Here is a 14,207-nt window from a genome sequence, read left to right as displayed (position 1 = left end):
ATAAGGGAATCTGACGACGATGCAGCGCGGCTGCCATGCCTCTTCCGGCCAGACTGTTCTGATAACGGGTGCTCGCGCGCCTGTTGCCCTGCATCACGCCCGGCTGTTTCATGCCGCTGGTTGGCGTGTTGTTCTGGCCGATATGCCCGCGCGCCCAGTCTCCCGGGCAAGTCGTGCCTGCGCACTCTATCAGCGTCTGCCGTCGCCAAGGTTTCATCCGGAAGATTTCACTGATGCGCTCGAGGCGCTGATCGAACGCGAAAAGCCGTCCCTGATTGTCCCGTCCTGCGAGGAGATCTTCTACCTGGCGGCAATTCGAGAGAGGCGCGGCCTTGGGGCGGAACTGTTCGCGCCAGGTCTCGACCTGCTTCAGACGTCCCACAACAAGCATGACTTCATCAAGCTGTGTGAAGGGTTCGGGATTGCCGTGCCCGAAACACGGCTGCTGACGTCTCGGGAAGATGTCTCCAACCTTGGCAAGCAGGCCGACAGCCTTGTGTTCAAGCCCGTCTGGTCGCGCTTCGCCGGTCAGGTCCTTGTGTCGCCAGCGTCCCGCAAGTTGAAGCAAGTGGTGCCGAGCGCTGCAATGCCCTGGGTTGCCCAGGAACGGTTGGAAGGAGACGAGATCAGTGCCTACGTCCTGGCGCGCGACGGCAAGGTGCTGGCAGTGTCGATATACCGTTCGCTATACCGGGCCGGTGCTGGCGCGGGGATCTGTTTTGAACCGGTAAAGGACCCGGCAACTCGGGCTTTAATCGGAACATTCGTCGGGAACACCGGTTGGACCGGGCAGGTTTCGTTTGACCTGATGCGCCTTGAAGACGGCTCTGTGCGCCCGCTGGAATGCAATCCGCGCGCGACCAGCGGCCTGCATTTTTTCAAGGACGCGGCCCGGTTTGTCCGCACGCTTTTGCAAGGCGGTGACGAAGTCTTGCCGGACGTAGCAGGCAATCAGGCCGTGCGGCTGGCCATGTGGGTCTACGGTCTGCCTTCAGCGCTCCGCTCACGAGACTTTGCCCGTTTCCGGGAGGTTCTCGGTGCGGCCGAGGAGATCCTCGGAACCTCGGACGATCCGTCGCCGGGGCGTGCTCAAATACCTGCCTTGCTGGAAATCGCGACCATAGCCATGCGCAACCGGATCAGTCTTCAAAGCGCCACCACGAGGGACATCGAGTGGAACGGGCCGGATCAAAGTTCGATGTAGGCCCTTCTGGGGGACACTGCCGCATCTGGCAGCTCGCCTTCTTCAATTGCTGCGATGTCCCTTCGCAAATAGTCGAGCGGTCCGATCAGAGGTTTTGCGTCCGGAAAGCGCGCCGCGTTTTCAAGCGAGGATTTCAACACGCGGCGGTCCTGTTCCAGAGCTATGCGGAACATCGGCTGAAACATCCAGGACTTGACCCGGTCGAGCAGTCCCTCGTTCGGTCCGATCAGGCAACCGATACCTTCAACAAGTCCGTCGGCCGCCTGCCGCAAATGGAAGGTGGTTGCCAGTGCAAGGCCGTTTTCGCCCCAATATTCCAGCTCGGCGATACCGGGAAAACGATATCGCCCGACAGTCCGCACCCGCCCGGCTTCCAGCAGCCTGCTGATCAGGCCATGCTGCCGGTCCTCCCCGGTATAAACCGCCTCGACCCAGCCTGGCCCACCGGTGATATCGACCCGAACCCGATGCCGCTTGCTGCTGAGGCCACGCAGCAGTCCCTTGTGGGTGAAATGGGTGTGGGTCGCATCGAGGATGTTTTCGGCAGCATCGATCAATGTCGAGTTGGTGCTGCTGCGCACCAGGCGCACCACTATCTCTCTGCCTTCCATCGGGTGCAGGTAGGGTTCACCTGCGGGGTCTCCTTTGGATAGAAAGACCACGCCGTCCTTCACGAAGGTCTTGAGGCCGGGAATACGGTACCCTGGCACGTCGCCCATGTGTCCCGGAATGGCGGTGCAGCGTCCGCCGCCGTCAAAACGCCAGCCGTGATAGGGGCATTCGATCTCGCCTCCGACGACCTTTCCTTTCGACAGTTCCATCAGCCGGTGCGGACAACGGTCGGCCAGAGCCGAAATGCCGGACGCGCTCTTGAACAACACCACAGGTTCGCCGCCGAATTCGACACGGGACGGTCCGCGCTTCAAATCTTTTACAAGCGCCGCGGCCTGCCAGAAATCCCTTGATGAAGTCATAGGTCGAAGGCCTCCAGAAGGGGAATGCCGATGCGCGACAGAAGCTTTTCGAGGCTTCGCACTGCCAGTTGCCTGCGCCGGGGCAGATGGCCCGCATAGACGGCGTTGAACTCGATTTCCGGTTCTGCCCCGCGCAGCCGTTTGAAGTGGCCGGCGCCCGCGCTCATGTTGAAAAAGAGAGTGTGCCGATCTGCAATGTCCTGGCCTGCCGCCATGACCAGCCGGTAGAGCCCGTCTTTCATCGGCAGGCGGGTGTCGTATCCGACCAGCGGCTGCGTCAATGTGCGGCCGTTGGCAAAGAAACCGGCTACCGCCACCAACTGGCCGCTGTCATCGCGATAACCAAGCAGTTGGAACAGGCCTCTGCGGTGGCATTCCCGGATGTAGGTTGCGGTGTACTGCGGATTGAGCGGTGTGTACTTGTCGAGATAGAGCATCTTGTAGAGCTCCGCGGCACGGTCAAAATCCGAGCCCTCGAAGCTGTCGTTTTCCGCGAGCCGATAGGGCGTCTGTCGCATCAGCCTTGTGTCGTAACTGCGGTTTTGCGTCGGCCGTCCTGGTGTTTGGTCACCGGAGTAGAGATAGATCCGCCGCGCCGCCAGAAGCCTGAACCCAGCTTGCCTGAGGGCGTTCATCGATGACCGGTCCGCCCGGTCATTGAGCGAGCGGATGACAATGGCATGCTCCGGATGGCGCTGAGAAAGGGTACTGGCGATCTCGCGAGCTGCGGCTGCATCGATTTCCGGAACTGGATTGGTTGATAGCAGCCAGTTGTTCACCTGCACCTGTCGATCAAGCCCGCTGGCCGCGATCAGCGGCGCACAAGCCCGGATCAGCGGTCGTACCAGATGGTAGGTCAGTGGCGACTTCAGGAAATTGCGCGTTTCCTCGATTGCATAGTCGATATAGGCAGCGCTTGGTGAACAGATGTAACACGTCGGCGGACGGCTCGGTTCGTTGATCGTCACCGGAAAACACCGCCCTGCAATCTCCAGCGAGCTGACACGCGTCGTGAGGTTGGCAACAAGATCAGGCATGGCAAAGTCGTTGCACAAACGCACGAAGGCATGAACGGTCTCGGGGGTGTTGCTCACACCTCCATTGGCCGACGTGTCCCGCATGACCGTCTCCTGCGCTGTGGTCATGATTGAGCCTGCCGCCTAAACCGGCTTTCCACCCGCCGCAGCTTGCGGGTGCTTTCCAGGGGCAGCCTGTCCCGGCGGAGCGAAATTGCAGGTAAGAGGCCCAGTGCGCTCAGGGTTTTGCCAAGTGCCGCAAGGGCCGCTTCAGCGCTCGTCTCCGCCACCTCCGGCGGGAGCTGCAGGGTCACCGATCCATCTGCTTCCTGCACAAGGCGAAAATCGGATATCTCGCGCGAGGCATCCAGAACCGAATTGCGCAGGATGTCGGGCGTAACCGGTACGTCCGTTCCCGCTTCGCTGGTGAAGAGAAAGATATCGTCCATCCGTCCGATCACTTCATCAACCGTCTGAAGCGGCGAGCCACAGGAGCATGGCGTCGACGACAGGCGCAGGAGATCGTTCATCCGGTATCGCGCCATGATCTGGAAATCGCGGCGAAAGCCTGTCACCAACGGAGTGACGAGATCGTTTGCGACCGGCTCGAACTCGAAAAAATTGGCGTCCTCGGCAAGATGCAGGCGGCCATGAGCACACGTCACGGCGAAAAGGCCTTCGGTTGCCATGTAGATCTGCCCGAGGAGAATGCCGAACCTCTTTTCGACAACGACCCGGTCGATCGGGTCGAGCGTTTCCGCACCTGCATATAGCTTGCGAGGGGCAAGTCGGCCTGACGTTTCCGCCAGGTACCGCAACACCCTCGGCGGCGCGACGATGGTCGTCGGGTTGAAGGTTTCCAGTTCGTCCAGCCAGGAAGCGATGCCATGGCGCAGATCGAAGAACCGCAAGTGCAGTTGCCGTAGTCTGGCCGGGCTTTCGTAAAGCGAGGAGGACTGCGGCAGGATGATCGCAACCCGTTCCGGATGCCAGAGAAAGCGGGGTAAGGTCTTGGCCAGAATGGTGCCGAGCCAGCGGAACCGCTCCGGTGCGGTAATGGCATAGAGGCCGCGGTTGCCGCTGGTGCCCGTACTGGCTCCGATGTTGATCCCGTCGATCTCGCCGCCCGCCTCCAATGCCTGCCACCCGGTCTCGGCGGAGATCCGGGCCCTGTTGAAGGCTTCGAACCGGCTCATCACGATGGCTTTGTCGATCACCGGCAGTTTGTCGAGGCGCGGCGGCGCGTCGCGGTAGAAATCGACCTTGGGAAGCGACCGGCGCAACCAGCCATCCAGTCGACGTTTCTGCCAGTCCTCGAAAGCCTTTCGAGATCGGCCACTGCGGCCGGTCCAGAGCGTTTCGGCAAAGGCAATGCCAGTCTGAAAACGCCTGTTCATTGCGGGACCTCCGGCAAATCGTATGGACTGTCGGACGGATCGTGGCACAGCAGAACATCGCCGCACTGCTCCCGGAAGGCGGCAACCCGGCGGCTGCTTGCGGCAAGTGCCCGGCGATCCGAAGCGACAAGAGCCGCGGGCAGTCCGGGGGCCTTGCCGGGATCAAGCGCTGCTGTACACCACTGGGTATCGACCGCATAAAGCAATGGCACCGGCTGTGCGGCAAAGCAAATGCCGAAATGGCCTTCCGCATGACCGGGCAGATTGACGGCCAGCGTCTCGCCATCCCCAAAGAGATCAGCCCCTTCGCCAAGTCCATTGGGAGCGGGCTTGACCGAGAGTTTATCGATATCGACGATCCGGCTGGAGAGATCCTGCGGCAGCAACTCGTTAAAGACGCCGTGGCGCAGATTGGAAAACCTTGAGCGCGCCTCGATACGAGCGTGCACTGCTGCCTTCGCATAGATCCTCGCCTTCGGGAATAGGTGAAGCGCGGCAACATGATCGGCGTGAAAATGGGTCAGCACGATGGCTGCAACATCTGCTGTGCTTGCGCCCAGGCGATCAAGCACACGGGTGGGCTGATGCTCTTCGATCAGCGTCGGCCGGAGCAGACTGGCATAGATCCGAAGCGGCAGACTGCGCCCAGAACCTTCCGTGACCCGGGGACCGTAACCTGTATCGATCAGCACCAGTCCGGCGGTCGGGTGCTGGTGAACCCCGTAGCGTACCTTGAAGCGAAGCGGGTGACGCCCACCACTACGGACCACCAACCGCTCAGGCGCGGAAACAAAAGCGCTGTTTGCAAACACCGGGGTCAACGGGCGTTCCCTTCGACAAGTGTTTTTGCAAGACCGCTTTCGAAGTCGATCTGCGGTCGCCAGCCCAGCAACCGCTCCACCTTGGAAATGTCGAGGCTCTGCCGGAAGGCGAAGAGGCCGAGCGTATAGGGTGTCGCCAGAGGTTCGCCGGCGCCAGGCACAAGCAGACTTGCCGTCTCCAGAAGCCTGGCCACCAGGACAGCCGGGGCCAGAGAGCGGTTCTGCCAGCGAACCGGAATGCCCTTGGCGGCACAGACACGCTCGACAATGAAACGCACCGGCAAAGGTTCGCCTCCGGAAATGTTGAACGTCTCGCCTTCGCATTCCGGAGAGGCTTCAAGGGCCGTCTCGACGGCTGAGAGCAGATCATCAACATGGGTCAGGTCGATGGAGGCAGCTCCATTCCGGAAAACCGGCAAGGGCCGCTTCTGGGCTGCGGCGAGCAAACGGGGCAGAAGTGTCGTGTCCCCCGCACCATAAAGGCCGCGTGGACGCAGGTTGATCGGGCCAAGGTCGGCGCGGGTCAGCACCAGCCGTTCGGCCTCGGCCTTTGTCGCCGCATAAGCGTTGATGGGCGGCGGCAACAGCGCATCTTCCCGCACGTTCTCCTTGTCCTTCATCTCGAAATAGACGGTGGGCGAGGAAATGTTGACGAACCGCCGCACGCCAAGCTTTTCCGCGAGATCAAGCAGGTGTTTTGTCCCGGTGACATTCGCCGCCACGAAGGCGCTTCGTGGTCCCCAGGGCGCGGAGAGCGCCGCGCAATGCACTATGGCGTCGACCGGACCAAGAGGCGCGATCTGATCCTTGTCGCAGGGGTTGGAAAGATCCATGCGAACGACGTCGAAGCCCTCGGCCTCAAGGTGCTGACACTGCAACTCGCTGCGGCCGAGAGCGATCGGGTTGGAGCCTTTGGCGCGCAAATGACGGATCAGGGCTCCGCCCAGAAATCCCGTTGCTCCAGTGATCAGCAAGCGCCCCATGGTCAAACCTCAAGGGCCATGCCGCCGAAGGTCACACCGGCCGATGTCCCGAGCAACAGCACGCGCATGCCGGGTTCGATCCGGCCCTGGCGCCAGGCAATGTCGAGCGCGGTTGGCAGCGATGCTGCAATCTGGTTGCCGTGGGTGCAGCCGATGTCGACCACCCGGCTGCGCTCCATGCCGGTTTCCCGGATCATGTGCTCCAGCGCGAGCGGGCTTGCCTGGTGGGGAACGACGAGGTCGATATCCTGCCGGGCCCATCCGGCTTTCGACAGCAACTGGTCGACGAACTGCGGAAAGTGCTTGTGCGTGACACGGAAGAGGTCCTTGCCGTCCATGTGAAACACGGCATGCCGGGCGAAGGCCTCGCGGTCCTTGTGAAAATCGAACCGAGTGCCTCCGGCCCCGATCTCGCATGCGGCGTAGGCGGAGTGGTAGGTTCGCAGCAGCGAGGCCGCAATGCCCGGGCCATCATCGGCTCCTGTCGTCAGGACTGCTGCAGCCGCTCCGTCGCCGAACAGGGCGGCAACATCGGGCTGGTCTTCCCAGGGCAGTGCGCGCGAGGCGATGTCCGCAGCAAACACCAGCACCGACGTTGCTTGCCCCAGCGCAAGTTTGTTGGCGGCAAGCTCGAAAGCGGTCAGGAAGGAAAGACAAGTCGCATTGACGTCGTAGGCCGCCGCCGTGCCATCGGCAAAACCCAGTCTCTGCATCACCAGCGGCGCGGTTGCCGGCAGGGTCTGGTAGGGAATTCCGCACGCACCGAGGACGAGGTCGACGTCCCGAGGCGTTTGGCCTGCCTTTTCAAGCGCGGCTTGGCAAGCCGCAACCGCCAGATCTATCTGGCTTTCCTCTGCTGCGACAAACCGGCTTGAAACGCCGGACAGTTTTTGAAGATGTCCGGCAGGAAAGCCCAGCTGAAGATCGAGGGTTTCCGAGGTGACGGACTTTGCAGGCAAGGCATGTCCAGTGCCTGCAATTCTGACGGGAAGAATGGATGCGGCCTCCGTTTGGGCTCCGGTCCGGACCGGCTTCAGACAAGGATCTAAGTCACGGGCCGAAGACACGCAAGGAGGATGGGGCATTGGACCAGGCGGAGAAGCCGGAACCGGCTTTCCAGGAATAGGGGCCGCGTTTCAATACGCGGGCAGATCGCAGCCCCAGGACCCGGTCATGCCCTTTGAAACGCAGCCTGTGTACCCGTGGAGCAAAGACGCTGATTGTGCGGTGTCACGCCGAACCTGTTTTGATAGGTGCGGATGAAATGCGAAGCGGATTCGTAGCCGCAGGCCAGGGCGATCTCAGACACGGACCGTTCGGTCTGCAGCAGAAGATTGCGGGCACGCGTGAGCTTCTGGTCTATGGCAAATCGTTTCGGCGACACCTTCAGGTGTTTCTGGAACAACCGCTCAAGCTGCCGGGTGGAAATGCCGATCTTCCGGGCGATCTCGGATGTCGGCAGGTAATAGGGTGCGCTTTCGTTCAACAGACGAATTGCCTCGGCAATATGCGGGTTCCGGATTCCGTGCCGCGCCTGTAGCGAAATCTGCTGGGCCGCGTTGGCAGGCCGAACACCGGAATAGACCATCATGTCCGCAATCGCGACCGCCAGGTCCGTACCGTGGGCTTCGCCGATCAGGTGCAGCATCATGTCGGTCGCCGCGGTGCCGCCGGATGCGGTGACGAAGGCCTCGTCCGTGACGAAGACATTCTTGCACAACTGCACGTCCGGAAAGGTTTCCTCGAAACTGTCGTGGAACGACCAGTGAATGGCTGCGCGGCGGTCGTTCAACAGGCCAGCCTTGGCAAGAATATAGGCGCCCGAACAGATCGCACCGATCTGGGTGCCCCGGGCACGCTCGCGCCGCAGGAAGCTCAGCACCTCCGGCGCCGCCCGGTCGCCGACATTCTGACCGGAGATCAGGAACAGGCTGGAGCGCGTGGGCAACGGACCGAGGCCCTGATCCACCAGCGTCACGGTTCCGTTGGAGCAGACCGCCCTTCGACCATCGGGTGAAGCCAGTCGCCACCGGTAGATTTCCTCTCCCTGAAGCAGGTTGGCGATACGCAGCGGCTCCACCGCGCAAGCGAAGGCGATATGCGAAAAATCTTCAAGCAACAGGAAGGTGACGTCAGTGGTTCGGGACATGTCGCTTTTCTCCGGCCTCTGTCGCCTCTGGCCGATCAGGGCCTTTCGGGCGCATGTATTATTATTGTGTTGATATTGTACACATCATGTATACAAACGAGTCAACTGAATTCGGAATGGAGCGTCACATGCCCCCTGTACGCGGCACGGCAAAGTCGAATGCCTATGAGGATCTGAAACGTGCGATCTTGACGTTGGAGCGCAAGCCCGGCAGCCCGCTGGAAGAAACCGATCTGTGTGATCTCTACGGCCTCTCCCGGACCCCTTTGCGCGAGGTGCTGCAGCAGCTGGCGGGTGAAGGCTATGTCACGCTGCAGCTCAATCGGGGTGCGCGCGTTTCCGACATGACCCACTACACGCTGCGGGACTTCTTCCTTGCCGCACCGCTGATCTACAGCGCCGTGCTTCGGCTCGCCGCGCAGAACGCGACGCCGGCACAGATCGAGGAACTGCGTCAGGCTCAGAAAGAATTCCGGGCCGCCATGGCAAGTGGCGACGTGATTGAACGGGCACTCACCAACGACCGTTTCCACCGCATCACCGGCCACATGGCGGGCAACAGCTACCTGCTGGCGAGCCTTGACCGGTTGCTGATCGACCATACCCGGATCGGCATGACCTTCTTCCGCCCCAAGTCCGGTGCGAAGGAAGATCGCCTCGAGCTGGCCGGCCGCCAGCATGACGAGATGATCGAGGCGATCGAGCAGGGCGACGACAACCGCGCCGCGGAACTGGCGCTGGAGCACTGGGCTCTCTCGCGTGACCAGATCGAACTGTTTGTCATGCCTGAAGGCCTGGAAGCTCCGCTCGGCATCCCACCCAAACTCAAATCCGCATGAGGCAGACACCGCGATGACCCCAATCATGAAGTTCGAAGGCATCTACACGCCCGTGGTCACGCCCTATGACGGCGAAGGCAACGTGGTCTGGGATGCCCTGGCCGCTGTTGTCGACCATCTTGTCGACAGTGGTGTGCACGGCCTGATTTCCGGTGGATCAACGGGCGAAAACTATGCCCAGACCGTTGAGGAACGTCTCGAACTGGCGCGCTTTACCGCGCAAAGACTTGCAGGCCGCCTGCCGCTGATCGTGGGAACGGGAACCATGAGGACACCGGATTCCATCGCGCTTGCGGAAGGTGCCGCGGAGATCGGTGCAGATGCCATTCTGGTGGCAACTCCGCCCTATTCGGTGCCGACGGAGCGGGAAAACGCGCTCAATGTCCTGACCATCGACCGGGCCGCCGATCTTCCGATCATGCTCTATAACTATCCAGGACGGATGGGGGTGAACATGGGCGAGGAATTCCTCGACCGGGTTGGCCGTTCGCGCAATGTCTGCGCCATCAAGGAAAGCTCTGGCGACATCAACCGCGTCCACCTTCTGGCACGCGACTACCCGCACATCCAGATGTCCTGCGGCATGGACGATCAGGCGCTGGAATTCTTCGCCTGGGGGGCACGCAGCTGGGTGTGCGCCGGCTCGAATTTCCTGCCCGAAGAACATGTTGCCCTTTACCGGGCCTGCGCCGTCGAAGGGGATTTCAGCAAGGGGCGGCGGATCATGTCGGCAATGATGCCGCTGATGCGCGTGCTGGAACAGGGCGGCAAGTTCATTCAATGCGTCAAGCACGGGGTGGAAATGAGCGGGCTCTATGCCGGTCCGCCGCGCCCGCCGTTGAAGGCGCTCAACAAGGACGACAAGCGCCAGCTCGACCAGGTCGTCCGGGTTCTGAAATCCACCATTCAAGACATCACGGCGGGAGAATGATCATGACCGACCTTCTGACGCGCGAGGAATACAAGGCGCTCGCTGCCGGCCTGACCTTGCCGACAAATGCCTTCATCGACGGCTCTTACCGCCCGGCGGCGTCGGGCAAGACCTTCGAGACGGTCAATCCCGCCACCGGCGAGACACTTGCCTCCGTGGCAGCCTGTGGTGCAGAGGATGTCGATTTCGCCGTGCTGAAGGCCCGGGAAGCCTTTGAGGACGGCCGGTGGTCGAAGCTGCATCCGGCGGACCGCAAGGACACGCTGATCCGCTTTGCCAAGCTCATCACCCGCAACCGGCGGGAGCTGGCCGTGATGGAGAGCCTCGACAGCGGCAAGACGATCTACGATTGCGAAATCGTGGATGTGCCCGAGACGATCCATTGCCTGAAATGGCACGCAGAGGCGATCGACAAGATCTACGATCAGGTCTCGCCCGCCTCCGATGATCACATCGCCATGATCGTGCGCGAACCGGTTGGCGTCGTCGGGCTGGTTCTGCCCTGGAACTTTCCGCTGCTGATGCTCGCCTGGAAAATCGGTCCGGCGCTGGCGGCGGGATGTTCGGTCATCGTCAAGCCGGCCGAAGAAACATCGCTCACCGCCCTGCGCATCGCGGAACTTGCCATGGAAGCCGGCATTCCGCGGGGTGTCTTCAATGTCGTTCCCGGCTCCGGTCCGGACGTCGGTGAACCGCTTGGCCGGCACATGGATGTCGACATGATCTCCTTCACCGGTTCGACGGAAACCGGCCGCCGGTTCCTGCGCTACGCCGCCGACAGCAACCTGAAGGAGGTTGTTCTGGAAATGGGCGGCAAGAACCCGAGCGTTGTCCTGAAGGACGCGGAAAATCTCGACCGGGTGGCTGCTCACGTCGTCAATGGCGCGTTCTGGAACATGGGCGAGAACTGTTCGGCAAGTTCCCGCCTGATCGTGGAAGAAGACATCAAGGAAGCGCTGCTGGAGCGTATCCTGGCCCATGCGCGGGAATGGACGATGGGAGATCCCCTTGATCCGGAGCATCGTGTCGGTGCGCTCGTCTCCAGCGATCATTTCGCCAAGGTCAGTTCCTATCTGGACAAGGGCGCAAAGGTGTTGATGGGCGGCGGCAGCCGCGATGGCGCCTTCGTCGAACCGACCGTTCTGGAAACCGATCCGGGGTCCACCATTGCGCGGGAGGAAATTTTCGGTCCGGTCTTGAGCGTTCTGACCGTAAGAAGCTTCGATGAGGCCATCGCGCTGGCCAATGATACACAGTACGGCCTTGCCGCCTCGATCTTCACCGGCAACGCCAGAAAGGCGCTGCGTGGTGCCCGGGCGATCCGGGCCGGCACCGTGACCGTCAATTGCTTTGGCGAAGGCGACATCACCACGCCGTTCGGCGGGTTCAAACAGTCCGGTTTCGGCGGGCGGGACAACAGTTTGGCGGCACACGACCAGTACACCCAGCTGAAGACCATCTGGCTGGATCTGTCCGACGACGAGGACGAGGCCGTCGGATGACGAAACGGGCCGCCGACACTCTGCCGAACCTGCAAGGCCCGGCGGCCTGGAACACCATCCTGCCGAGACAACAGCCTGCGCAGCTGCTGAGCGAACAGATCAGCGCGGATGTCACGATCATCGGTGCCGGTTTTGCCGGTCTGTCGGCGGCGCGGCGCCTGCTCCAGTCAGACCGAAATCTCAAGGTTGTCGTGCTCGACGCTTGCCGGGTTGCGGAAGGATCGGCCGGACGCAATTCCGGATTCATGATCGACCTGCCGCATGAGCTGACATCGGAGGATTATGCCGGTAACGGTGACGACAAGTCCCTGATCGCCCTCAATCGAGAGGCAATCGGCTTTGCGCGTGGCGCGGTCGAGGACTACGGGATCGACAGGAACTATTTTGATCCGGCAGGCAAGATCAACGGTGCGGCTAGCATCAAGGCCGATCATCATAACCGCAGTTATGCCGACCATCTGACGAGCCTCGGTGAAAAATATGAGCTGCTCGACCGGCAACAGATGGCGGACCTGACCGGTAGCAGGCACTACGTTGGCGGGCTTTATACCCCCGGTACCGTCATGCTGCAGCCCGCCGGATATATCCGCGGACTTGCCGCCGGACTTCGGCGGGAAGGCGTGCAGGTTTTCGAGCAAAGCCCGGTCCTGTCTTTCACCAGGGAAGGCGAAAGCTGGAAGGTGGAAACGCGATCCGGATCCGTTTCAACGGCAAAAGTCATCCTCACGGTCAATGGTCATCTGGAGAGTTTCGGTTTCGAACGAGACCGGCTGATGCAGCTGTTCCTGTTTGCCGTCATGACGCCCGAGCTGGACGGTGCGGCGTTGAAGAAACTTGGCGGCCAAAGCCGCTGGGGAATCACGCCATCTGATCCGATGGGGACGACCTTGCGCCGGATCGACACCGGTCAGGGTGGAAACAGGATCGTTACGAGAACCCGCGCCGTCTTGAAACCCGACATGCGGCTGACACCGGCAAGCGTGGAACGTGCGGCCCGTGTCATGCAACGCAAGTTCGACCGGCGGTTTCCGCAGTTGGCAGGGATGAAGATGGAATACAAGTGGGCAGGACACCTTTGCCTGTCGCTGAATGGTGTCGCGGTCATGCGAGAACTGGAGCAGGACGTGTTTTCCGGTTGCGTACAAAACGGTCTCGGCACCGCACGCGGAACCCTGACCGGCATGGGCGCTGCTGATCTTGCGCTGGGACAGACCAGCAGCATCACCTGTCATTTCGGTGCTGAAGCCCGGCCGAAAAAACTGCCGCCACAGCCATTCCGGGAAATAGGCGCCAATGCCGTGCTACGCTGGAAGGAATGGCGCGCGGCCGAGGAATGAACCCGGCCAGAGTCCGACCGGGCGTCAGTAGACCCATTCGAACACATAGCCCGAGATCAGTGAGCCGGTAACGGCAAGCGCCAGGTAAAGCAGAAACGGGCGCAGTTTCAGTACGGGGAATATCGCAAGCGCTTCCCAGATGCTGACAACACCTCCGGAGACCAGAAACGCCATCGCCGCGCCGGGCGACATGCCGTTGTCGATGAGACCGCGGGTCAGCGGCAAGGCCGCATAACCGTCGATATAGGCCGGTGCGCCGACGAAGACGGCGGCGGGTATGGCCCACCAGGTGTTCGAGCCAAGATAGGCTGCCAGCGATCCCGGGGTCAGAGCCGCATTCAGCGCATATTCGGCGAAGAAGGCCGGGATCAGGCAGATCAGGATCAGCCGTGTGGTCGCTGCTGCCTGCCGCGCGAAGGCCTTGCGCCGGCTGCTGTTGCGCCAGACACGCGGTTCAAACGATGTCGCGCCGTCACAGCACCGCGCCGTCAATTTTGCGGCGAGCCCACCAGACCGCAGCGCCGCTTCACCGCTTTGCTCACGCGTGAGCGCTGCTGTGACGGATCCGCCAAATACACCCAGACCGAAGGCTGCCACGGTCTTGCCGACTGCAAAGGCGACACCGAGGGTCGCCGCCGTAGTCGCCAGCATGGCCGGATCGGTAATCGGCGAGGACAGCCAAAACGCCATGACCGGGGCAAGGGGAACCCCGGCTGCCAGCAACCCGGCCATCAGAGGCAGGATCGTCACCCCGCAGACCGGCGTAATCGCCCCCATGGCAGACGCCACGAGGACCGCGCGCATGAGCCGTCCTTCAAACGCGCGGCCGATGATCCTGTCGGCACCGCTGGCCATGATCCAGGCCGTGAGGGCTATGCCCGGCACGACGAGCGGGGCAACTTGAAGGAGACCCTGTCCGGTGAACAGGATCCCCTGTTTGAAGAACTGCGGCCACAGCCAGACAAGCCCGGCGAGAAGGCCAGCTCCGGCTCCGGCGGCAATTTTTCGGGATCCAGAAAACGTGGCTGTTGCCGTCTGTCCTTCCATGAAGGCC

13 protein-coding genes are annotated in these 14,207 nt (G+C 61.7%); 5 read left to right on the top strand and 8 right to left on the bottom strand.

Annotated features, from left to right (window positions below):
- The first annotated feature begins 19 nt into the window (after window positions 1–19).
- Window positions 20–1,204 (top strand): ATP-grasp domain-containing protein, encoded by a 1,185-nt coding sequence (locus B0E33_RS10565; RefSeq protein ID WP_077291200.1) that lies wholly within the window; start codon window positions 20–22, stop codon window positions 1,202–1,204.
- Here the strand turns inward: B0E33_RS10565 and B0E33_RS10560 are convergent.
- From B0E33_RS10560 to B0E33_RS10530, 7 genes are all read right to left on the bottom strand, one after another.
- The gene (locus tag B0E33_RS10560) at window positions 1,189–2,178 is read right to left on the bottom strand and encodes a Rieske 2Fe-2S domain-containing protein (RefSeq protein WP_077291199.1); all 990 of its coding nucleotides are present in this window, start codon (window positions 2,176–2,178) and stop codon (window positions 1,189–1,191) included. The two genes, B0E33_RS10565 and B0E33_RS10560, sit on opposite strands and share 16 nt — an antisense overlap.
- Window positions 2,175–3,323: a GNAT family N-acetyltransferase gene (locus B0E33_RS10555; protein WP_077291198.1), complete on the bottom strand. Its 1,149-nt coding sequence runs from the start codon at window positions 3,321–3,323 to the stop codon at window positions 2,175–2,177. The genes B0E33_RS10560 and B0E33_RS10555 overlap by 4 nt, the downstream gene beginning before the upstream one ends.
- Window positions 3,320–4,591, bottom strand: a complete 1,272-nt coding sequence (locus B0E33_RS10550) for a CoF synthetase (RefSeq protein ID WP_077291197.1) — start codon at window positions 4,589–4,591, stop codon at window positions 3,320–3,322. Before B0E33_RS10550 ends, B0E33_RS10555 begins: the two co-directional genes overlap by 4 nt.
- Window positions 4,588–5,403, bottom strand: coding sequence for an MBL fold metallo-hydrolase (locus tag B0E33_RS10545; RefSeq protein WP_228148120.1), 816 nt, complete (start codon window positions 5,401–5,403; stop codon window positions 4,588–4,590). Before B0E33_RS10545 ends, B0E33_RS10550 begins: the two co-directional genes overlap by 4 nt.
- Before the next feature lie 5 nt (window positions 5,404–5,408).
- On the bottom strand, window positions 5,409–6,395 hold the full coding sequence (locus B0E33_RS10540) for an NAD-dependent epimerase/dehydratase family protein (RefSeq protein ID WP_077291195.1): 987 nt from the start codon (window positions 6,393–6,395) through the stop codon (window positions 5,409–5,411).
- Window positions 6,396–6,397: 2 nt separating this feature from the next.
- Window positions 6,398–7,354, bottom strand: coding sequence for a 3-oxoacyl-ACP synthase III family protein (locus B0E33_RS10535; RefSeq protein WP_228148079.1), 957 nt, complete (start codon window positions 7,352–7,354; stop codon window positions 6,398–6,400).
- A 212-nt stretch (window positions 7,355–7,566) separates the two neighbouring features.
- A complete protein-coding gene (locus tag B0E33_RS10530) occupies window positions 7,567–8,544 on the bottom strand; it encodes a GlxA family transcriptional regulator (RefSeq protein WP_077291194.1) in 978 nt (325 codons plus the stop codon).
- Between the two features lie 128 nt (window positions 8,545–8,672).
- Here B0E33_RS10530 and B0E33_RS10525 point away from each other — a divergent pair, with 128 nt between their 5' ends.
- Genes B0E33_RS10525 through B0E33_RS10510 form a run of 4 tightly spaced genes read left to right on the top strand, consistent with a single transcriptional unit; the run spans window position 8,673 to window position 13,153 of the window.
- The gene (locus tag B0E33_RS10525) at window positions 8,673–9,383 is read left to right on the top strand and encodes a GntR family transcriptional regulator (RefSeq protein ID WP_031268723.1); all 711 of its coding nucleotides are present in this window, start codon (window positions 8,673–8,675) and stop codon (window positions 9,381–9,383) included.
- A gap of 25 nt (window positions 9,384–9,408) precedes the next feature.
- Window positions 9,409–10,314 carry a dihydrodipicolinate synthase family protein gene (locus tag B0E33_RS10520; protein WP_075283745.1) on the top strand — a complete coding sequence of 302 codons (906 nt, stop codon included), beginning with the start codon at window positions 9,409–9,411 and terminating at the stop codon, window positions 10,312–10,314.
- A gap of 2 nt (window positions 10,315–10,316) precedes the next feature.
- Entirely contained in the window at window positions 10,317–11,816 is a 1,500-nt protein-coding gene (locus B0E33_RS10515; RefSeq protein WP_077291193.1) for an aldehyde dehydrogenase, read from the top strand.
- A complete protein-coding gene (locus tag B0E33_RS10510; RefSeq protein WP_077291192.1) occupies window positions 11,813–13,153 on the top strand; it encodes an NAD(P)/FAD-dependent oxidoreductase in 1,341 nt (446 codons plus the stop codon). Before B0E33_RS10515 ends, B0E33_RS10510 begins: the two co-directional genes overlap by 4 nt.
- Window positions 13,154–13,177: 24 nt before the next feature.
- Here the strand turns inward: B0E33_RS10510 and B0E33_RS10505 are convergent, their stop codons facing one another.
- On the bottom strand, window positions 13,178–14,200 hold the full coding sequence (locus B0E33_RS10505) for a permease (protein ID WP_077291191.1): 1,023 nt from the start codon (window positions 14,198–14,200) through the stop codon (window positions 13,178–13,180).
- Window positions 14,201–14,207: the final 7 nt, after the last annotated feature.

It is taken from the genome of Roseibium algicola (assembly GCF_001999245.1).
Lineage (GTDB): Bacteria > Pseudomonadota > Alphaproteobacteria > Rhizobiales > Stappiaceae > Roseibium > Roseibium algicola.
This window is presented reverse-complemented; position numbering and strand designations above follow the sequence as displayed.

What these genes read in the sequence shown, in the direction of transcription:
- B0E33_RS10565 (WP_077291200.1), top strand. Translation starts at nt 20, where the DNA reads ATGCAGCGCGGCTGCCATGCCTCTTCCGGCCAGACTGTTCTGATAACG.
- B0E33_RS10560 (WP_077291199.1), bottom strand. Translation starts at nt 2,178, where the DNA reads ATGACTTCATCAAGGGATTTCTGGCAGGCCGCGGCGCTTGTAAAAGAT.
- B0E33_RS10555 (WP_077291198.1), bottom strand. Translation starts at nt 3,323, where the DNA reads ATGACCACAGCGCAGGAGACGGTCATGCGGGACACGTCGGCCAATGGA.
- B0E33_RS10550 (WP_077291197.1), bottom strand. Translation starts at nt 4,591, where the DNA reads ATGAACAGGCGTTTTCAGACTGGCATTGCCTTTGCCGAAACGCTCTGG.
- B0E33_RS10540 (WP_077291195.1), bottom strand. Translation starts at nt 6,395, where the DNA reads ATGGGGCGCTTGCTGATCACTGGAGCAACGGGATTTCTGGGCGGAGCC.
- B0E33_RS10530 (WP_077291194.1), bottom strand. Translation starts at nt 8,544, where the DNA reads ATGTCCCGAACCACTGACGTCACCTTCCTGTTGCTTGAAGATTTTTCG.
- B0E33_RS10525 (WP_031268723.1), top strand. Translation starts at nt 8,673, where the DNA reads ATGCCCCCTGTACGCGGCACGGCAAAGTCGAATGCCTATGAGGATCTG.
- B0E33_RS10520 (WP_075283745.1), top strand. Translation starts at nt 9,409, where the DNA reads ATGAAGTTCGAAGGCATCTACACGCCCGTGGTCACGCCCTATGACGGC.
- B0E33_RS10515 (WP_077291193.1), top strand. Translation starts at nt 10,317, where the DNA reads ATGACCGACCTTCTGACGCGCGAGGAATACAAGGCGCTCGCTGCCGGC.
- B0E33_RS10510 (WP_077291192.1), top strand. Translation starts at nt 11,813, where the DNA reads ATGACGAAACGGGCCGCCGACACTCTGCCGAACCTGCAAGGCCCGGCG.
- B0E33_RS10505 (WP_077291191.1), bottom strand. Translation starts at nt 14,200, where the DNA reads ATGGAAGGACAGACGGCAACAGCCACGTTTTCTGGATCCCGAAAAATT.